Raw genomic sequence first — 20,137 nt, 5'->3', positions numbered from 1 at the left:
GGCGGCTTGCAAGGCCGCAGGCGTGTGACTTCTAAAAACCCGGAGGGGGAGGACAATGAAGTTCAAGACGAAAACCCTGCTCACCGCAGGTCTCATGACGGTGATGAGCCTGAGCGCCAGCGTCGCCCATGCGGTCGACCTGACCATGTACTATCCGGTCGCCGTCGGCGGACCTGTCACGAAGGTCATTGATGACATGGTCCAGCGGTTCCAGAAAGAGAATCCGGACATCAAGGTGGAAGCCGTCTACGCCGGCAACTACACCGACACCATGACCAAAGCCATGACCGCCATGAAGGGCGGCCAGCCTCCGCAGCTGTCGGTGCTCTTCTCCACCGATCTCTTCACGCTGATGGACGAGCAGGCGATCGTGCCGATCGACGAGATCGCCGGTGCTGACGGCAAGGAGTGGCTGAACAGCTTCTATCCGGCCTTCATGGAAAACGGCCGGGTCGAGGGCAAGACCTGGAGCGTCCCGTTCCAGCGCTCCACCATCGTCCTCTACTACAACAAGGACGCCTTCAAGGAAGCGGGCCTCGATCCCGAGAAGCCGCCGACAACCTGGGCCGAGATGGTCGAAATATCGAAGAAGCTCGTGAAGAAGGATGCCTCCGGTAACGTGACCCGCTGGGGTGTCGAAATTCCTTCGACGGGCTACGGCTACTGGATGCTCCAAGCGCTCGCCATCGAAAACGGCCAGAAGCTCATGAACGAGGCCGGTAACAAGGTCTCCTTCAATGCGCCCAAGACTGTCGAGGCCCTGCAGTACTGGGTCGATCTCGCTGCCAAGGAAGGCGTGATGCCGAAGGGCGCCGTGGAATGGGGCACTCTGCGCGCGGACTTTCTCGAAGGCAAGACGGCCATGATGTGGCACACCACCGGCAACCTGACGGCGGTGAAGGAAGGCGCGAAGTTCAACTTCGGCGTCGCCATGCTCCCGGCCAAGGAGCGCCGTGGTTCTCCGACCGGTGGCGGCAACTTCTATGTGTTCAAGAGCGCGTCTCCTGAGCAGCAGAAGGCTGCCGTGACGTTCATCAAGTGGATGACGGCTCCAGAGCGCGCCGCCGAGTGGAGCATCAAGACCGGCTACGTGGCCGTGACGCCCGCGGCCTACGAAACCGAAGCGATGAAGACCTACGTCAAGGACTTCCCGCAGGCGGTCGTGGCCCGTGATCAGCTGCAGCATGCGGTCGCCGAGCTGTCGGTGCACGAGAACGGCCGCATCTACAAGATCATGAACGATGCGGTGCAGGCTGCCGTCACCGGCACACAGACGCCGCAGGAGGCTCTCGACAGCGCCCAGAAGCAGTCCGAGCGCGTCCTCAGCCGCTACAAATAATCGAACTCACGTGCTGCGGCGGAAACCTGCCGCAGCACATTTTCAATCTCGCGGGAGAGTGCGATGGTCGCAACCGTCATGAGCGCCGCCGAGCCCAAGGCCGCCCGACGCAAGGCCTGGCTGACGAACGTCAATGCATGGCTGCTTCTCCTGCCAGCCGTCGTTCTGCTTGCGACCTTCACGCATTACCCGATCCTCGCGACGCTCTATCACAGCTTCTTCTCGCTCGGGCGCGGTGGAGCATCTCATTTCGTCGGCCTTGAGAACTACATCTATATGCTGGATGACGATGTCTTCCGGCAGGTTTTGCGCAACAACATCGTCTTTGCCCTCGCCACCGTTCCCACCAGCATCGCGCTCGCTCTGCTGATGGCTGTTTGGGTCGACAAGAAGATGGCGGGCCGCTCTTTCCTGCGTCTTGCCTTTTTCACGCCGACCGTTCTGCCGATGATCGCAGTGGCAAATATCTGGCTGTTCTTCTACACGCCGGATTACGGCCTGCTCGACCAGTTTCTGAAGAGCCTCGGATTCTCCGGTCACAATTGGCTGGGCGATCCCTCGACCGTCATGTCCTGCCTCGCTGTCATGGTGGTCTGGAAGGAGGCTGGCTTCTTCATGATCTTCTATCTCGCGGCGCTCCAGACCATCCCGCCCGAGCTGAAGGAGGCGGCCGCTGTTGAAGGCGCAAGTCGCTGGTATTTCTTCCGTCGCGTGACGCTGCCGCTCTTGATGCCGACGACCCTGTTCATCTCGATCAACGCGCTGATCAACTCGTTCAAGCTCGTCGATCAACTCGTCATCATGACGAAGGGCGGGCCGAACAATGCGAGCTCGCTGCTGCTCTACTACATCTACGAAGTGGCCTTCACCTTCCAGGACACCACCTATGCCGCAACGCTGACGGTGACGCTGATCGCGATCCTGGCTGCCGTGGCGCTCACCAAGTTCGTCTATCTCGACCGCAGGATTCACTATCAATGAGACAGAACGGTCATTCGGTCGAAACCATTGTGGCCTGGGCGCTAGCGCTCCTGTGGCTGCTGCCACTGGCTTACAGCCTGTGGAGCGCGTTCCATCCCTCCGAATACGCCACGCGCTTCGATCTGACGGCTTCATTGACGCTCGACAATTTCGCCCGCGCCTGGCGGCAGGCGCCTTTTGCGCGCTATTACGTCAACACGCTGATGCTGGTGAGCCTGGTTCTTGCGTGCCAGCTCGTCATCGCCACGCTGGCTGCTTACGCCTTCGCCCGCTTCAGGTTCTTCGGCCGGGATGTTCTCTTCGCGCTCGTGCTGGTGCAGCTCATGATCATGCCTGACGTGCTGATCGTTGAGAATTATCGCGTCATCGGCGCTCTCAACCTGCTCGACACGATCCCCGCCATTGCCCTGCCCTATATCGCCTCGGCCTTCGGCATCTTCCTGCTGCGCCAGACCTTCAAGAGCGTGCCGAACGAGCTCGTGGAGGCCGCGCGCGTCGAGGGTGCGTCCTCCTTGGGCGTGCTGTGGCGCGTCTTCGTGCCGCTCGGCAAACCGACTTACATCGCCTTCGGTCTCGTCTCCGTCAGCTATCACTGGAACAACTTCCTCTGGCCGCTCATCGTCACCAATTCCGTCGAAAGCCGCCCCCTCACGGTGGGTCTTGCGGTCTTCGGCGCGCCAGAAACCGGTGTCGATTGGTCGGTGATCACCGCGGCAACCGTGATGACCATGGCCCCGCTGCTGTTGGCCTTCCTCCTCTTCCAGAGGCAATTCGTTCAATCCTTCATGCGTGCAGGCATCCGCTGATGAAGCTCGTGACGTGGAATATTCAATGGGGACTCGGCTGCGACGGCAAGGTCGATCTCAAGCGCATCGTCGAGACCGCAAAGGCGCTCAGCGATGCGGACGTGTTCTGCTTCCAGGAGATCTCACACGGCTTCGCGCCGCATGACGGCGGAGAGGATCAGCCGGCTCTTCTCGCCGCGCTCCTGCCCGGCTACACGCCCATCTTCCGCCCTGCCGTCGAGCGCAGGGATGCGAATGGCCGTCTGCAGGTCTTCGGCAACATGGTCCTCTCGCGCTTGGCCGTGCTGGAAATCGCAAGCCATATGCTTCCCTGGCCCGCTACGGAATGCCGGAGCATGCAGAGACAAGCGCTCGAAGTCACTGTTCAGACGGACCTCGGCCCTGTGCGCGTGACGACCTGCCATCTCGAATATTATTCGGTCGAGCATCGTCAGGCTCAAGTCGAACATATCCGCAAGGTGCACGAGAATTACGAGATGCGCAGCAGGCTCGCTTATCGTGATACTTCAGAGGGCCCCTATCGAACTCTGCCGGTGCCCGTAGGCGCCATCGTGTGCGGCGACTTCAATTTGGGCCCCGACGATCCGCTCCATTCCGAGATGCTGAAGCCTTTTGCATCCGGCATTCCGACATTCGTGGATGCCTGGATGGTCAAGCACGGCGTTGCGCCGCATGCGCCCACGACCGGTGTCGCCGATTTCAAGCAATGGCCGCAAGGACCCCATTGCCGCGATTACGTTTTCGTATCGGAGAATATGGCTGACCGGATCACTGATCTGCGTGTCGATGTGGAAACGACTGCGTCCGATCATCAGCCGGTGGCCATCACGCTCCGGGCTTAAAAGGAAAAGCCGGGCTGTGGTGCAGCCCGGCTCTGTCGGTTAGATGCCTGCGAGGCAGATATACTTGATTTCGAGGAAACCCTCGATGCCGTACTTGGAGCCTTCGCGGCCCAAGCCCGACTGCTTGATGCCGCCGAAGGGCGCCATCTCGTTGGCAAGTGCCGGCGTATTCACGCCCACCATGCCGCTCTCCAGTGCCTCCGCCACGCGCCAGACGCGGGCCATGTCCTTGGCATAGAAGTAGGACGCCAGGCCGAACTCCGTGTCGTTGGCCATCGCGATCACATCCGCCTCGTCCTTGAAGGTGATGATCGGGGCGAGCGGCGCAAAGGTCTCTTCCTTCGTCACTTTCATGGACTGGGTGATGCCGGTCATCACTGTCGGCTCGAAGAAGGTGCCGCCCAATTCCGACCGCTTGCCGCCGACGAGCACCTTGCCGCCCTTGGCGAGCGCGTCCTGGACATGGTCCTCCATCTTCGCCACGGCGCGATCATCAATTAGCGGTCCCATGGCGACGCCGGCTTCCGTGCCTCGGCCGAGCTTGAGACTCTTGGCCTTGGCGGCGAGCTTCTCGGCAAAGGCCTCAGCCACGCTCTCCTGCACATAGATCCGGTTGGCGCAGACGCAGGTCTGGCCGGCATTGCGGAATTTCGAGGCCGTGGCGCCTTCCACCGCGGCATCGAGATCCGCATCGTCGAACACGATGAAGGGTGCGTTGCCGCCGAGTTCCAGCGACAGGCGCTTGATGCTGTCGCCAGCTTCCCGCATCAGCCAGCGGCCGACATTGGTGGAGCCGGTAAAGGTGATCTTGGCCACCGTCGGGTTGTGGCAGAACTCCTCGCCGATAGGCTTTGCCTCACTGGTGGTGATCACCGAGAACGCGCCCTTGGGCACGCCCGCCCGCTCGGCCAGGACGGCGAGGGCGAGAGCCGAGAGAGGGGTTTGCGCTGCAGGCTTCAACACCATGGTGCAGCCGGCAGCCAGCGCCGGACCCACCTTGCGGGTAATCATGCCATTGGGAAAATTCCAGGGCGTGATCGCCGCGCACACGCCCACCGGCTGTTTCAGCACCAGGATGCGCTGGCTCGGGTTGGCGCCAGGAATGATGTCCCCGTCGATGCGCTTGGCCTCTTCCGCGAACCATTCGATGTAGGCCGCGTTCGACACCACCTCGCCCTTGGCCTCGGTGAGCGGTTTGCCCTGCTCGGTGGTGAGGAGGAGAGCGAGATCGTCGGCATTTTCGATGATGAGGTCGTACCACTTGCGCAGAATCTGGCTGCGCTCCTTGGCTGTACGCTTGGCCCAGGCCTTTTGAACCTCATGTGCCTTGTCGATGGCACGGCGGGCGGCATCCGCCCCGAGATCCGGCACGGTGGTGATCAGCGCCCCGTCGAAGGGATCGGTGACGGGAAGGGTCTTGCCGCCTTCGGCACCCACCCACTCGCCCGCCACATAGGCCTGAGAGACCAGCAGGGACGCGTCCTTCAGGTCGGGGACGCGACGTTCCGGAGGATTATGAGCAGTCATGGAGAACTCCAGCCTGGATGATGGAAATGGTGACAGGGATATAGGCGCTCAGGCCTCTCCTGGATACCGCGCTGCACGCCGGTCTGGGTTGCCCTCGGCTATGGAGCGGGACCGATCCTACACAAAACCGCGACCTTGAGAATGTTTGCGACTTAAGGATGAACCCTAATCGCATTGCTAAGCCGTATACCGCCGTTACCTTGTCTTGACCGGCTTCGTGGGGGGTTCCACCATGCCGTCCGATAAAGGCAGGACCAACCTGCCCCCTCGAACAACACAGGGAAGGGATACGATGCGAGTTCTCAAGCCAATTCTGTTTGCCCTCAGCTGCACTGTTGCGGCGCAAGCGGCCTATGCCCAGCAAGCCTCCGACGGCGTGGTGAAGATCGGCATCCTGAACGATCAATCCGGCGTCTATGCCGATTTCGGAGGCAAGTCCTCCGTGGAAGCCGCCCGCATGGCCGTTCAGGATTTCGGCGGCAAGGTTCTGGGCGTTCCCGTCGAGATCGTCAGCGCCGACCATCAGAACAAGCCCGATGTGGCCTCCAGCATCGCCCGGCAATGGTACGACACGGAAAAGGTCGATTCCATCATGGAGCTGACCACGTCCTCCGTAGCGCTCGCTGTGCAGGGCCTCTCCAAGGAAAAGAAGAAGATCACCATGACCACCGGTGCGGCAACGACCGATCTCACCGGCAAGCAGTGCTCTCCCTACGGCTTCCACTGGGCCTATGACACCCACGCACTTGCCGTCGGCACCGGCGGCGCGCTGGTGGAGAACGGCGGCAACAAGTGGTTCTTCCTCACCGCGGACTATGCCTTCGGCTATTCGCTCGAAGAGCAGACCTCCAAATTCGTGAAATCGAAGGGTGGTCAGGTTCTCGGGGCGGTACGTCATCCGCTGGCAGCCACCGACTACTCGTCCTTCCTGCTGCAGGCCCAGAGTTCCGGCGCCAACGTGATCGGCATGGCCAATGCGGGTCTCGACACCGCCAATGCCATCAAGCAGGCCTCCGAGTTCGGCATCACCCAGGGCGGCACCCGCCTTGCAGCCCTTCTCTTCACCCTCGCCGAAGTGAAGGGCCTTGGGCTCAAGGCCGCGCAGGGCCTGACGCTCACCGAGGGCTGGTATTGGGATCAGAACGACGAGAACCGTGCCTTCGCCAAGCGCTTCCAGGAAAAGACCGGCCGCATGCCGAACATGATCCATGTGGGCACCTACTCCACCGTGACGCAGTACCTGAAAGCGATCCAGAAGGTCGGCACGGACGAGACGGAAGCCGTTGCCAAGGCTCTGCATGAAATGCCGGTCCAGGACGTTTTCACCAAGAACGGCAAGGTGCTGCCCAATGGCCGCATGGTCTACGACATGTATCTCTTCCAGGTGAAGAAGCCCGAAGAGAGCAAAAGCGAGTGGGACATGTACAAGCAGCTCGCCACGATTCCTGGCGACCAAGCCTACATGAAGGCTGCCGAAAGCGGCTGCCAGCTCACGCAGTAACTCTGAGAACGCACGGCGAGGACGGTTTGCGCCGTCCTCGCCGTTTTATTAGTGACCTCTTTATCGTTCGGGATCAACGGCCGGCACATGGTCAGTACTCAACCGATTTTGAGCGCCACAGGCCTCACCATGGAATTTCGCGGCTTCGTCGCGGTGAAGGATGTGACGCTGTCTGTCAACGAAGGAACGATCCATGCCTTGATCGGCCCGAACGGCGCCGGCAAGACCACGGTCTTCAACCTTCTCACCAAGTTTCTCACGCCCACGCGTGGGCAGATCCACTTTCGTGGAAACGACATCACACGCCTGAAGCCCGCCGAAGTGGCGCGCCTCGGCCTCGTGCGCTCGTTCCAGATCTCGGCCGTGTTCCCGCATCTCACAGTGCTCGATAACGTGCGCGTTGCCCTGCAGCGCCCGAAGGGCCTCGCGACGCAGTTCTGGCTTCCATCCGGCAGCCTCTCGGGTCTCGACGAGCGCGCGATGGAATTGATCGATGCGGTCAACCTCTCGTCTTACGCGCATCTGACGGCCGCGGAATTGTCCTATGGCCGCAAGCGCGCCCTTGAGATCGCCACAACCCTGGCTCTGGATCCGGCCATGCTCCTGCTCGACGAGCCCATGGCCGGTATGGGTCATGAAGATATCGGGCGCATTGCCGATCTGATCCGTCGCGTTGCCAAGAACCGCACGATTCTGATGGTGGAGCACAATCTGAACGTCGTTGCCGATCTCTGCGACCGCGTTACGGTTCTGGCACGTGGCGAAATTCTTTCCGACGGTACGTACGCCACCGTCAGCGCCGATCCGCGCGTGCGTGAAGCCTATATGGGGACCGAGCATGAGTAACGCGCCTCTCCTCGAAATCCGTGGGCTGAATGCCTGGTACGGCGAGAGCCATGTTCTTCATGGCGTCGACCTCGACATCCGCGAAGGCGAAACCGTGACGCTGCTTGGCCGTAACGGAGCGGGCAAGACCACGACATTGCGTGCCATCATGGGAATCCTACGCCGCCGCGAGGGCGTGATCCGCCTGCGCGGCAAGGATCTCATCGGTCTTCCCCTTCACAAGGTGGCGCAGGCAGGAATTGGCTACGTGCCCGAGGAGCGCGGCATTTTTGCCAGTCTCAACGTGGCCGAGAATCTGATGCTGCCGCCGAATGTTGCGGAAAGCGGAATGAGCCTGGACGAGATCTATACGCTCTTCCCGAACCTGCATGAGCGCCGCTCGAGCCAGGGCACGAAATTGTCTGGCGGCGAGCAGCAGATGCTGGCGATTGCCCGCATCCTGCGCACGGGAGCGAGGATCATCCTGCTCGACGAACCGACCGAGGGTCTCGCCCCCGTCATCGTTCAGCGCATCGGCGATGTCCTCGTCGCTTTGAAGAAGCGCGGCATGACCATTCTGCTCGTGGAGCAGAACTTCCGCTTCGCGCGGAAAGTCGCCGACCGCTTCTACCTCATGGAGGATGGGCGCATGGTCAATTCCTTCCCCGGCCATGAACTCGATGCCCGCATGGACGAACTCCACGAAGTGCTGGGGGTGTAAAGTATGAATACGATTTTCGGCGTCCCCACCCCTGCGCTTTACGGCCAGATTCTCATCGGCCTGATCAACGGCTCCTTCTACGCCATGCTCAGCCTTGGTCTGGCGGTGATTTTCGGCCTGCTGCGGGTGATCAACTTCGCCCACGGCGCGCAATACATGCTCGGCGCCTTCGCGGCCTATCTCCTGCTCACCTATGTCGGTATCGGCTATTGGCCGGCTCTTATTGTCGCTCCGCTGATCGTCGGTGCGGTGGCGATTGTCATCGAGCGTTTCATGTTGAGACGTCTCTATGGCATCGATCCTCTCTATGGACTCCTGTTGACCTTCGGCTTGGCCCTTATTCTGGAAGGCGCCTTCCGCCATTGGTTCGGCGCAGCCGGCAAACCCTATGCTCCTCCGGCCGAGTTGACCGGCGCCCTCAATCTCGGCTTCATGTTCATGCCGATCTATCGCGGCTGGGTGGTCGTTGCCTCGCTGTTCATCTGTGTCGGCACATGGCTGCTGATCGAGAAGACACGGCTTGGCGCTTACCTTCGCGCTGCAACGGAAAACGCCACGCTTGTCCAGGCCTTCGGCGTGAACGTCCCTCTTCTTCTGACGCTCACCTACGGCCTGGGTGCAGCCCTTGCCGCGCTGGCAGGCGTCTTGGCGGCGCCGATATATCAGGTCAGCCCTCTGATGGGCTCGAATCTCATCATCATCGTCTTTGCCGTGGTGGTTGTCGGCGGCATGGGGTCGATCCTCGGCGCCATCGTGACCGGCTACGTTCTCGGCGTTCTGGAAGGCCTGACCAAGGTCTTCTACCCGGAAGCCTCGAGCATCGTTATCTTTGTAATCATGGCCATCGTTCTGCTCGTCAGGCCGGCAGGTCTCTTCGGGCGGGAGGAGTAATATCATGGCTGTTGGAACACAATATCTCGCTGAGCAGCCCAAACTGCGCACCACCTCGCTCGTGGTAGGCGCCATCGCCCTGGCAGCCCTGCTTGCTGCACCGTTCTTTCTCTACCCCGTCTTCCTGATGAGCATCCTGTGCTTCGCGCTCTTTGCCTGCGCGTTCAACCTGCTCATCGGCTATGTCGGCCTCCTCTCCTTCGGACACGCGGCCTTCTTCGGCGGCGCGGCCTACTTCACGGCCCATGCGGTCAAGGTGTGGGGATGGGAGCCTCTCTCCGGCATTCTGCTCGGCGTGGCCGGCGCTGCCGGCATGGGCCTCATCATCGGCTTTCTGGCGATCCGCCGTCAGGGCATCTACTTCGCCATGATCACCCTGGCGCTCTCGCAGATGTTCGCCTTTATCTGCCTCCAGGTGCCATTCACCCATGGCGAGGACGGCATTCAGGGCGTGCCGCGCGGGAATCTGCTGGGCCTCATCGATCTCAACCAGCCGCTCGCGATGTACTACGTGACGCTCGGGATCTTCCTGTTCGGCGTCTTCGCCATCTGGCGCATTGTGAACTCGCCTTTCGGGAACATTCTCAAGGCGATCCGAGAGAACGAAAGGCGCGCCATCTCGCTCGGCTATCGGGTCGATCGCTACAAGCTCGGTGCCTTCGTCATGTCAGCCGCGCTTGCGGGTCTCGCCGGAGGCACCAAGGCTATCGTCTTCCAGTTCGCTACGCTTACCGACGTGCAATGGCAGATGTCGGGCGAGGTCATTCTCATGACCCTTCTCGGCGGCATCGGCACCATGGTTGGTCCTATCGTCGGAGCGGGCTTGGTCATTGCCTTGCAGAATTATTTCGCCGCCTATGATTTTCCCGTCACGGTGCTGATCGGCATCATCTTCGTGATCTGCGTGCTGCTGTTCCGCCGGGGTATCGTGGGCGAGATTTTGGAACTCCTGAAGCGCAAGCCTAAGGGCACTGTTTGAGAAAGTGCCTACGGTTACCGGTTGAGGCGTGTCATGTCAGAGAACACCACGTTTGATTACGTCATCATCGGAGGAGGTTCGGCGGGCTGCGTTCTGGCGAACCGCCTCTCCAAGGATCCTCGCGATTCCGTCTGCCTGCTTGAAGCCGGCGGAAAGGACAACTGGATCTGGTACCACATTCCGGTGGGCTACCTGTTTGCTATCGGCAATCCGCGCTCCGACTGGATGTTCAAGACGGAGAGCGAGCCCGGCCTCAATGGACGCGCGCTGAACTATCCACGCGGCAAGGTGCTCGGCGGCTGCTCGGCCATCAACGCCATGGTCTACATGCGCGGACAGCGTGAGGATTACGACAACTGGCGGCAGATGGGCCTGAAAGGCTGGGGCTGGGATGACGTGAAGCCGATCTTCCGTCAGCACCTGGACCATTACCTCGGCGCAGGCGAGCACCACGGTGCAGGTGGAGAATGGCGTGTCGAGGCCCCTCGCACGCGTTGGGATATCCTCGATACCTTCATCGAGGCCGCGGTTCAGGCCGGGATTCCCCGCACAACTGACTTCAACACGGGTAGCAACGAGGGCATTTCCTATTTCCACGTCAACCAGAAGAACGGCCGGCGCTGGTCGGCCGCACGTGGCTTCCTGAAACCTGCCCTGTCTCGCTCCAACCTCAAACTGGAAATCAACGCGCACGCCACACGCCTTCTCTTTGAAGGCAATCGGGCTGTAGGTGTCGAGATCCTGCAGAACGGCGCTCTCCGCCGCATTTACGCCCGCAAGGAGGTCGTTCTCTCTGCTGGAGCCGTCGCATCTCCCCAGATTTTGCAACTATCCGGCATCGGGAATGGCAGCCTCCTGCAGCAGCATGGCATTCCTGTGATCCAGCACCTGCCGGGCGTCGGCGAGAATCTGCAGGATCACCTGCAATTACGTCCCATCTACAAGGTTCATGGCGTCCGTACGCTCAACGAGGATTACCGCTCGCTCGTGAAAAAGGGATACATGGCGCTTGAATATGCCCTGTTTCGGCGCGGCCCGCTGACGATGGCGCCATCTCAGCTGGGTGCGTTCACCCGCTCCTCGCCCGATTACGCCACGCCGAATCTGCAGTTTCATATTCAACCCCTGTCGCTCGACAAGTTCGGGGACGATCCGCACCCCTTCCCTGCTTTCACGGCGAGCGTCTGCAACCTCCGGCCCACGAGCCGCGGCAGCATCAGGATTCGCAGCGGCAGCGCCTCCGATGCACCGTCGATCCGGCCAAATTATCTGTCGACGCCGGAGGATCAGCAAGTTGCCGTGGATTCCCTGCGCCTGGTCCGCCGCATCGTCTCGATGCCGGCGCTTCAGAAGTACCGGCCCGAGGAATACAAGCCCGGCGCTCATCTCAATACGTATGAAGAGCTTCTCAACGGTGCTCGTGACATCGGCACCACTATCTTCCATCCAGTCGGAACGGCAAAAATGGGCATTGAGACCGATCCGATGGCAGTGACGGACGAGCGGTTGAGGGTTCGAGGCGTTGAGGGACTTCGCGTGATCGACGCCTCGGTGATGCCAACGATCACGAGCGGGAACACCAACTCGCCGACGTTGATGATCGCGGATAAAGGCGCTGCCATGATCCTGGAGGATCACTCTCACACGGTAGAAGTCCTCAGGCAATCAGCCTGAGGCGAAACTTTATAGATATCAAGCCGAAGCGTGCTCATCCGCAGGCAGATGGCTTGCGGCCCAGATGGCAGCCTGGGTCCTGTTCTTCGCGTGAATTTTGCGCAGGATGGCCTTCACGTGAACCTTCACGGTTGCTTCCGTGATATCGAACTTGCGCGCAATGAGCTTGTTCGAATCTCCCTCCATGAGGCAACGCAGGATCACGGTCTCACGAACGGATAAACCTTTGGTCTGGAAGGTTCCGTCAGGTACCTTTTCAGCACTCTGCACCACTGTTTCGCCATCCGCCCGAAGTGCATGCTCGCGCAGCAGTTCAAGGACGACGGACGGGAAGACGACCTCTCCGAGCATGACGAGATCGAGGGTCTTGACCAAAACCTCGCAGGAAACGGACTTGATCAAATAGGCATCCGCGCCGGCCTGGAAAGCCGTGATGATCTGCTTGAGGTCATACTGGTCGACCAGCATGAGCACACGAGCAGAGGCATACCGCTCCTTGAGCTGCCGAACCTGGTCGCAGGCCTCATCATGATCCCGCGCCCCATCCATGATCAGGAGGAACGGGCTGACGCCGGTTTCCCAGCCTGCCAGGGCTTCATCGAAGCTAGAGGCCAACGCGACAGGGCTATAATCGGTCTCGGCCAGTATCCGTTTCAACCCTTCACGTAGGAGAGTATTGGGCTCGACGAGAAGCGTAGGCGTTGTCTGGGAGTTCATGTAGGAGACCGGGAAAGAATCTGACGCGCGCGCCAGCTCCAGGTATCTGGAATGCCCAACATCTCTCGTGAGCGGCACGCTTGAAAGGGAGGATCCATCAAGATCGTAGGTTTTCCTCATGGGAGAGCCTTTCTGGCCTGAGTCCAACGACGAGAGAAAGAAGAACTTTCCTCTAGGTAAATTAGCTTATTCTCCCGACAACAACAATGGCCTTCTATTCACATCTCTTAAATCTTTATTAACAAAGATGGCGCTCAGGTCGTTTTTTATATCATGTAAAGCTTTATTATAACATTAAGCTGTGATTTCGAGTCGGACACACCCTTATTTCATTAACCTATGTCATACGGCTCCGATTTGAGCTAAAGAGCCAACGGGCCGTCAGGAAATTATGTCTCCCGACCACCCACCTGGAAATTCCTTCGACTTGGACTAAAATAACATAGCGCTCACCAAGAGCCGGTCTGCAATTACGATGAGATGTTACTTTAATCTGATTAGCGATGAAGAGACGATGCTCGATGATGAGGGCGTCGAGGTGAGAGACTTGGACCAGGCCTGGGCTCAAGCTCTCAAAGCCATCGCTGAACTTCGCCAAGAAGCGGAAGGCGACTTCATCGAGTGGGATCGCTGGCGATTGGACGCGACCGACTCCATGGGAAAAGTTCTGTTCTCGATCAAGCTCACATATGGCCTGCACTAAGAACAGGACGTTTCCGCATCACTTCGCAGACTAGAAAATTTTCAGCAGCGACGAGTTTTGATGTGCTGTGTGATCGCCGGCCTGGAGCCAGGAGGCATCTTGGCTCGAACCTGACAAATGATTGACGGCCCACATGGCAGCCTGCGTGCGATTCGCCACGCGGATCTTCCGCAAGATAGCCTTGATATGCACCTTTACGGTCGCTTCAGCGACATCGAGCTTACGTGCAATGACCTTATTGGGCGCGCCTTCCATCAGGCATTGCAGAATCTCGGCCTCGCGGCTGGACAACGTACGAATGACGGAATCCTTGGCATCCATCAAGCGTTCTGCTGGAGGAACCGACATCGCAATCGATGAACTTTCTCTTTGGTCAATATCCACTTCGCTTGAGGGCATAATTGCATTCAGAAGCGCTGAAGAGGGGAACACCACTTCTCCCAGCATCACAAGATCCAGATACTTGATCAGCGCCTCGCATCCTGTTGTTGCGAGACAATACCCGTCAGCGCCGGCTTGGATGACAATCTTCATCTCTTCGAGATCGAAGCCGTCCGCTAGAACGACAACATGGGCGTGGGAATGCTGGCCTTTCAGCTCTCTAATCACATTGCTCATCCCGTTCGGATAGAGATTGCTATCAATGATGAAGAGCAGTGACGAATTACCATACAGTTGAGGCAGTACCGTGCTCCTGCAGCTTAGATCTTCAGGATGCACCTTGTAGCGAGTACTTGATAAAATGTGTTTGATTCCCTCGCGAAGCATGGAATTCTTGCAGCCCAAGATCGTCGTGATCTGCAGCATGTTTGTCATACGAGGAAACCTTTTCCGCAAAGATTACCTCCGATTATACGAGCGCATCGGTAATGAGCTACTGCAGCAAAGGGAGTATTGGATACTGCTTAGGGAGTATCGTCAGCGATCACAGGCCGAGAGCAGCGCCGGGGTTCACTGGAAACATTAGTTTTTTAGCTGCAGCTCAGCTTATCCTTCGGTGAAACGACAAAGTACCCCCTTTCATGCGGGGCAGCATGCGATAGGCAATTTTGTATAGGCGGCATCAGGCGGTCTTCCTGAGGCAAAGGCATCCAGGATATTGGTTCCTCACGTTCTTCGATCTCGGCGAGAACCTTTGATCGAAGCCTCCGTTGAGCTGACGAGTGCACCTCAAATGAATGCATGAACGGAGACGCTCAACGACCGCTCATCTGGAGATACCCATGAAGAGAAACTGCACTGCTCATGCCCTCCTATGTGCATTGCTCACGAGTATCTCTCTCATCCTCTCGTCGATACGAGCATTGTCTGAAACTTACTTTGTGGATCCGTCGGGCAGCTCTACAGTGCGCGGCACCACATCCGACCCAATCCAGAGCATTCAGAAAGCCCTGGAGCGCGCCATGCCGGGCGACACGATCGAGCTAGCACCCGGACGCTACTTTCAGGATTTCAGGTCGGTCCGAAACGGGCGCCCCGGAAAGCCGATCATGATCAGAGGTGGGCGCAACGCCGTCGTCTCCGGCGCCGGGGCAGGCAGGATCGTAGAAATTAATCACGACTACATCGAGCTTCACGGCTTCACGATAGACGGCAGGCATGCTCCAGAAAATGGCAAGGACAGCTTTCGGGATAAGTTGATCTATGCTGTTGGTAACCGCCCTGGAGACGGCGTCACGGGCCTTCGCATTATTGGCATGAGCCTCAAGAACGCAGGCGGGGAATGTGTAAGACTGCGCTATCAGGCGCAGCGGAACGAGATCGCGAACTCATCGATTGAAAACTGCGGTATCTATGACTTCGTCTACAAAGATGGAGGAAAGAACGGAGAAGGCGTCTATATCGGAACTGCGCCTGAGCAACTGGGGCGGTGGGGTGCGCCGGATGGTGAGATCGACCGCTCGAACGAAAACTGGATTCATCACAACACATTCAACACGCGTGGGAATGAGTGCGTCGATATCAAGGAAGGATCGTCCGGCAACATTGTCGAGCACAATCGTTGCACGGGGCAGAGAGACAAAAACTCAGCCGGTCTTGATGCCCGTGGGAGCGGCAATGTCTTCCGCCACAATATTGTCTACGGAAATCGCGGCGCCGGAATCCGACTTGGTGGCGATGAGGACGATGACGGCATCGGGAACAGCGCCTACTCCAATACGCTGCGTGACAATCAGGTTGGCAGCCTAAAAATTCAGCGCGGCCCCCAAGGCAAGATCTGCGGCAACGTGGTCGGAGGAAAACGAGCAGAGGTCAAGGGCGAGTTCGGCGAGAAGGTCAACCCTCGCCGCCCCTGTTGAGAAGCGTGCTTCAATCGGCATGACCTTGTCGGACCGATTGGAGCAGTCATCACTTTGCTTCCGTTGCAGCCTCTTCCGTCTTGGGTACCACAGGCTCTGAAACGGAGCTGGTGGCGGACGGCTCCACCATGGAGCTCAGCGCGACGGCGGCCAGAGGGAATCCGCTTTCCTGAGCGCTGCTCATCAGGGCAATGGCCTTATCCATGTCCATATCAACGCCAATACCCGACTTGTACATGAGGCCCAGTCTGTATTTCGCTTCGGGAATGCCCGCATCGGCAGCCTGCTGGAGCAGGCTGGCGGCCCGTTCAGACGAAGCGTCGACGCCTGTTCCCTCGCTAAAGGCCTGCGCCAAGCCGATCAGCGCCTCACGATTGCCGGCCTCGGCTGCCTTCTCCAACCCAGTAATGATGTTGGGCACCAGCTCACTGTTCGGGCGAAGAGCCAAAAGGCGTGAAAGCCCCTGCCCTGCAGCTGCATTCTCCCTGTCCAAAGCAGCAAGGCTGTACCACTGCACGGCTTGACGCTGATCCTCCAGCTTGTCGCTGCCGGCCAGCATATTCGCGAGGTGCGTCGCGGCGGCACTGTCGCCACGCTCCGCAGCAACCCGAATCAAGTGGCCTGCCGCTTCGCGATCCTGAACACCATTGGTTCCTCGCTCCAGATCCATCGCAACCTTGTAGACGACGTTCGGGCTGATCTGTGCGGCCCTCTCGAAAAAGCGCAGAGCCGCAGGCATGTCTGCAGGACCTTCGGTTCCGGCAGCCAGAGCCCAACCAATCTCCACGAGAGTTATGCGGCTGCGGCCGGGATTCACATCCTCAAGCCATTTCAATGCAGCCTCCTCATTGCGCTCCACGCCACGGCCGGAGCCATAGGCATAGGCCACATGAGCCATGGCCCGGCGGTTGCCGACCCGCGCGGCCCACAGATACCATTCTGCGGCCTTCTTCGTGTCCACCGACACACCATCGCCCCGATCATACATGCCCGCAACAGCCAGAACGGAGCTGGATGCGCCACGGAGCGCTTCATATCTCAGCTTGCTCTCAAGTTTGGAGCGCCCGTTACTTGCGATGGCAACCTCATGGCGCGCTATGACCTTCGCCAGAATCCGCGTTGCAACGCGGTCGCCCCGTGACGATGCGATCTTCAACGCCTCAAGGCCTGTTGCGAAAGCTGGAGCATCGATCTTGGTCGTCAATGCTGCCTGGCCGAGTTTGAGAAGGCGGACCGTGGACATGGCTTTCAACTGTGCGACGCTGGGACCTGCAGGGGCAGAGGCAGGCGCCTCAGGCACCTCCTCCTGTCTTGCAGGTGCGGCAGCCACTGTGCTCGTGATGAGGCAGCTCAGGAGCAAGATGTAACTCGTTCTGATCATTCGACTTCTCATTTGCATTTGTCCTCGGCTACCAAGATCTCTCGTCCCTGAAACCAACCCATATTCGCCGGTCATTTCCGTGCAGCGGTCTCGGCTACGGCGAGCCACTTTTGCGCGGCCTCGGCGTTCACTTCGGTTCCAAAACCAAGGGTCATGGCAAGGCTGACGCCATACATGGCTTCTGCATCACCGGCATTGGCAGCGCGCAGTAACCAATCCGTGCTGGCATTGGCTGACAGCTCGACTCCATAACCGGATGCATAGGCGCGAGAGAGCTCCTTCATGGCGACGGTGTCGCCTGCCTCGGCTGCCTTGCGCAGCCAGTTCGCTCCCTGCTCGGGATCCGCCTCGACTCCAAAGCCGAACTGGAGGCTGCGCCCGAATTCACGCATGGCTGGCACGGATCCGCCCTCAGCCACTTCCTTCAGCGCTGCGATGGCGGGTACCGCATTCGTTTCGGAACTGCCGGCCAGCCGTGCGAGATCGGTTGCCGCTCCCTCGTCGCCGCCACGCAGCGCCTTGGCAAGCCACTCGATGGCAGGACCGATGTTACCCTCGCCAAAAGCTCCGGAGGCATAGTTGCGACCAAGGAACCGCATGGCCTCTACTTTTCCGGCCTCGGCAGAACGCTTGAGATACTGCAGAGCAGCTTGCCTGTCAGTCTGACCGCCTGTGCCTTCGAGCATGACGCGTCCTATCAGAAACAGCGTTGCGGGATCCGGTTCGTTGAGCTGAATGTCATTGATGGCACGCTGGAGCCACATGTGAGCCTTTTCAATGCCTTGAGTTCCATTCACCCGAGACTGCACCTGCGCAAGCTCCACCATGTCACGTACAGAACAGACAGGAAGCGATTCAGCCCGTGCTATCCATGCCGAAGCCTCGGACGAATCTTTGACGAGTGCGGCAAGAGAAATCGCTGCGCGAGAGCTTCCGGCTTCTGCCGCGGCTCTTTTCCAATCCAGCGCGGTCTTGCCCGTGGAGCGAAGCTCGTTGTCTGCCTGCTCCGCCAAGACAAGCATCGCGGCGGCGTTGCCAGAGGATGCCGCCTTCTGAAGCAGCATCAAGCCGCGAGCGCGCTCGGCCTTATCCGTGTGGCTGGGCGACAGCAGAAGACGTCCCAGCTCGAACGTCGCACTCGCATCACCACCCCGCATAACCTCTTCGAGGAGGGCGCGAGCGCCGGCTTCATCACGGGGCGTATTCTCACCATTCAGGAGCTTGCGCGCCAGGAAGAGTTGAGCACGAGCCCGATCCTCACCGGGAGCCAGGGCAGCAGTCAGCCATTTGATCGCCTGCTGCTCATTTTTATCAATGCCCCGCCCCGTTCTGTAGGCGAAAGACAGGAGCACCATGCTCTCTCGATCCCCCTTCTCCGCGGAACGAATGAGAGCCTCCATATTCTGCCGCGTAACAGCGGAGTCGACATTCGCCTGCATAGTGAGGGCCGCTATGCTGCGCGCATGTCCTGCCGCGGCTGCCCGCGTCAGCCAGGCGCGAGCTTGGTCAGCGTCAGGAGCAACGATCGCGCTGCACTCGTACAGATCGGAAAGAACCCCCATGGCTTCAGGACTGCCGCGATTGGCGGCTTCCTTAAGAAGACCTAGAACATCGGTCCCATTCGCGTCTTGAGGGCTCGCGAGGAGGAGCTTTGCAAGCTCCGTCAGCCCGGAAGGCTCACCCCGATCTGCTGCCTGTCTGTAGAGCGAAAGCGCAGTCTTGATGTCCGGTTTTCCGTGGATACCGGCAGCATGCAGGCGCGCGAGCGAGACAAGAACGCTGGCACTGTGCCCTGGCAGCGCGGCTGCGCGCGACAAAACCTCTGCGGCTTTCGGAAGATCAGGAGGCGAGCCGAACTCGCCACGATAGTGCCTGGCCAGAATCTTGTAAGCATCAACATCGGCATAGGTGCCGGCCTTCTCCAGCCACGCGACTGCTTTAGGCATATCCTTTGGAACAGAATCTCCGCGCAGAAGATGCTCGCCCAAAGACGTCATGGCTTGAGCGTAGCCTGCATCTGCAGCTCTCGTAAGATGCCTGACGATTACGTTAGGCGCTGCCTTGGCGCGTCCCTGCGCATAAATCTCGGCCAGTGCCAAATCGCCCCGGTAATCCCCCTGCCGCGCGGCCGCTTCAAACCATTTCATGGCTTCAGGCAAACCGCCCGGGACAAGCGTTTCATCGGACAGGATCGTACCGATCTCGTAAAGGGAGCTGCATTTTCCGCGCCCTAAATCACCATACAGGATGAGAAACCCGAGTTTGACCAGATCATCCGTGGCGGCTTGCTGCACGACACCAACACGGCCGCTACGCTGAAGCCGCGCGAGACCGATCACGCCGTCGACATTACCGGCGGCAGAAGCAGTGCGCAGAAGCCGCTCCGCCTCCTTGATGTCAGCGCCCGCAATGCGGCCCTGCTCGTGAAGGCGTGCGAGTTGCACCGCTGCATCCATATGCAACATGGAGGCGGCAGACGCGAACAGTGATGCGGCCCGCTCGGAGTCCACGGGTCCTGCGGCAGGATCGAGCATCAACTTCCCTAAGCGATAGAGGGCTCTTCCCTTTCCGGGCCAAGTCCGCCCGGACAATTCCTCAAGGAGCTTTCTCGCCGTGGTCGGATCGCGCGGAACCTGCGGCGCGCCATCCGCATACAGGAGGGCTGCGTCATACATTTCCTCAAGATCACCTGTCCCCTGAGACTTGTCCCACTTCTTCCAGTCTCGCTTGAGGGAGAGTTTCGGAGGAGCCACGCAGAGCTTGCTGAAATCGGCTGTTGGAGCCAGGGAGCGTGGTGCTGCTGTCTGCGCACGAACAGCAGTTGGGTATCCGAAGAGACCCGCGAGGGATACAGCAACGACAATTCCTGCAGTCACCCTGTTTCGGCTCGTGAGGCAAAGATCGGTGAAGCTGGGAAGCTTGCGCATCATGTGATCTCCCATCATCCTGA

General features: G+C 59.5%; 17 protein-coding genes. 12 read left to right on the top strand and 5 right to left on the bottom strand.

Going from position 1 to position 20,137, the window contains the following annotated elements; translation table 11 throughout:
* Positions 1–55: 55 nt before the first annotated feature.
* The 4 genes from AA309_RS09740 (at position 56) to AA309_RS09725 (ending at position 3,968) form a co-directional block, all read left to right on the top strand.
* A complete protein-coding gene (locus AA309_RS09740; RefSeq protein WP_052954606.1) occupies positions 56–1,339 on the top strand; it encodes an ABC transporter substrate-binding protein in 1,284 nt (427 codons plus the stop codon).
* A 63-nt stretch (positions 1,340–1,402) separates the two neighbouring features.
* Complete coding sequence (locus tag AA309_RS09735) at positions 1,403–2,320, top strand: carbohydrate ABC transporter permease (protein WP_200901973.1); 918 nt, start codon at positions 1,403–1,405, stop codon at positions 2,318–2,320.
* Positions 2,317–3,126, top strand: coding sequence for a carbohydrate ABC transporter permease (locus AA309_RS09730; protein ID WP_047188813.1), 810 nt, complete (start codon positions 2,317–2,319; stop codon positions 3,124–3,126). Before AA309_RS09735 ends, AA309_RS09730 begins: the two co-directional genes overlap by 4 nt.
* Entirely contained in the window at positions 3,126–3,968 is an 843-nt protein-coding gene (locus AA309_RS09725) for an endonuclease/exonuclease/phosphatase family protein (RefSeq protein WP_047188812.1), read from the top strand. Before AA309_RS09730 ends, AA309_RS09725 begins: the two co-directional genes overlap by 1 nt.
* Before the next feature lie 39 nt (positions 3,969–4,007).
* Here AA309_RS09725 and AA309_RS09720 read toward each other — a convergent pair whose 3' ends face one another.
* Positions 4,008–5,495, bottom strand: a complete 1,488-nt coding sequence (locus tag AA309_RS09720) for an NAD-dependent succinate-semialdehyde dehydrogenase (RefSeq protein ID WP_047188811.1) — start codon at positions 5,493–5,495, stop codon at positions 4,008–4,010.
* Positions 5,496–5,787: 292 nt separating this feature from the next.
* On the opposite strand from AA309_RS09720, the gene AA309_RS09715 reads away from it, so the two are divergent.
* The 6 genes from AA309_RS09715 to AA309_RS09690 all read left to right on the top strand — a co-directional run bounded on the left by AA309_RS09715 (position 5,788) and on the right by AA309_RS09690 (position 12,086).
* A complete protein-coding gene (locus tag AA309_RS09715; RefSeq protein WP_047188810.1) occupies positions 5,788–6,996 on the top strand; it encodes an ABC transporter substrate-binding protein in 1,209 nt (402 codons plus the stop codon).
* Positions 6,997–7,083: 87 nt separating this feature from the next.
* On the top strand, positions 7,084–7,842 hold the full coding sequence (locus AA309_RS09710; protein ID WP_047188809.1) for an ABC transporter ATP-binding protein: 759 nt from the start codon (positions 7,084–7,086) through the stop codon (positions 7,840–7,842).
* Positions 7,835–8,542: an ABC transporter ATP-binding protein gene (locus AA309_RS09705; RefSeq protein WP_047188808.1), complete on the top strand. Its 708-nt coding sequence runs from the start codon at positions 7,835–7,837 to the stop codon at positions 8,540–8,542. The genes AA309_RS09710 and AA309_RS09705 overlap by 8 nt, the downstream gene beginning before the upstream one ends.
* 3 nt (positions 8,543–8,545) lie before the next feature.
* Positions 8,546–9,433, top strand: coding sequence for a branched-chain amino acid ABC transporter permease (locus AA309_RS09700; protein ID WP_047188807.1), 888 nt, complete (start codon positions 8,546–8,548; stop codon positions 9,431–9,433).
* A gap of 4 nt (positions 9,434–9,437) precedes the next feature.
* Positions 9,438–10,412, top strand: a complete 975-nt coding sequence (locus AA309_RS09695) for a branched-chain amino acid ABC transporter permease (protein WP_047188806.1) — start codon at positions 9,438–9,440, stop codon at positions 10,410–10,412.
* A gap of 33 nt (positions 10,413–10,445) precedes the next feature.
* Entirely contained in the window at positions 10,446–12,086 is a 1,641-nt protein-coding gene (locus AA309_RS09690; protein WP_047188805.1) for a GMC family oxidoreductase, read from the top strand.
* An 18-nt stretch (positions 12,087–12,104) separates the two neighbouring features.
* Here AA309_RS09690 and AA309_RS09685 read toward each other — a convergent pair whose 3' ends face one another.
* On the bottom strand, positions 12,105–12,803 hold the full coding sequence (locus tag AA309_RS09685; RefSeq protein WP_047188888.1) for a LuxR C-terminal-related transcriptional regulator: 699 nt from the start codon (positions 12,801–12,803) through the stop codon (positions 12,105–12,107).
* A 475-nt stretch (positions 12,804–13,278) separates the two neighbouring features.
* Here AA309_RS09685 and AA309_RS09680 point away from each other — a divergent pair, with 475 nt between their 5' ends.
* Positions 13,279–13,506 (top strand): DUF6894 family protein, encoded by a 228-nt coding sequence (locus AA309_RS09680; RefSeq protein WP_084731046.1) that lies wholly within the window; start codon positions 13,279–13,281, stop codon positions 13,504–13,506.
* Between the two features lie 30 nt (positions 13,507–13,536).
* Here AA309_RS09680 and AA309_RS09675 read toward each other — a convergent pair whose 3' ends face one another.
* Complete coding sequence (locus AA309_RS09675) at positions 13,537–14,322, bottom strand: LuxR C-terminal-related transcriptional regulator (protein ID WP_047188803.1); 786 nt, start codon at positions 14,320–14,322, stop codon at positions 13,537–13,539.
* A 407-nt stretch (positions 14,323–14,729) separates the two neighbouring features.
* Here AA309_RS09675 and AA309_RS09670 point away from each other — a divergent pair, with 407 nt between their 5' ends.
* On the top strand, positions 14,730–15,806 hold the full coding sequence (locus AA309_RS09670; protein WP_084731044.1) for a DUF1565 domain-containing protein: 1,077 nt from the start codon (positions 14,730–14,732) through the stop codon (positions 15,804–15,806).
* Between the two features lie 49 nt (positions 15,807–15,855).
* Here AA309_RS09670 and AA309_RS09665 read toward each other — a convergent pair whose 3' ends face one another.
* Together AA309_RS09665 and AA309_RS09660 are read right to left on the bottom strand one after the other, a co-directional pair.
* Positions 15,856–17,187, bottom strand: coding sequence for a tetratricopeptide repeat protein (locus AA309_RS09665; RefSeq protein WP_047188802.1), 1,332 nt, complete (start codon positions 17,185–17,187; stop codon positions 15,856–15,858).
* Between the two features lie 71 nt (positions 17,188–17,258).
* Positions 17,259–20,117: a tetratricopeptide repeat protein gene (locus AA309_RS09660; protein WP_047188801.1), complete on the bottom strand. Its 2,859-nt coding sequence runs from the start codon at positions 20,115–20,117 to the stop codon at positions 17,259–17,261.
* Between the last annotated feature and the right edge of the window lie 20 nt (positions 20,118–20,137).

This window comes from Microvirga vignae (assembly GCF_001017175.1).
Taxonomy (GTDB): Bacteria; Pseudomonadota; Alphaproteobacteria; order Rhizobiales; family Beijerinckiaceae; genus Microvirga; species Microvirga vignae.
Note: the sequence above shows the minus strand (reverse complement) of the source record. Positions and strands in the feature narration are given on the sequence as shown.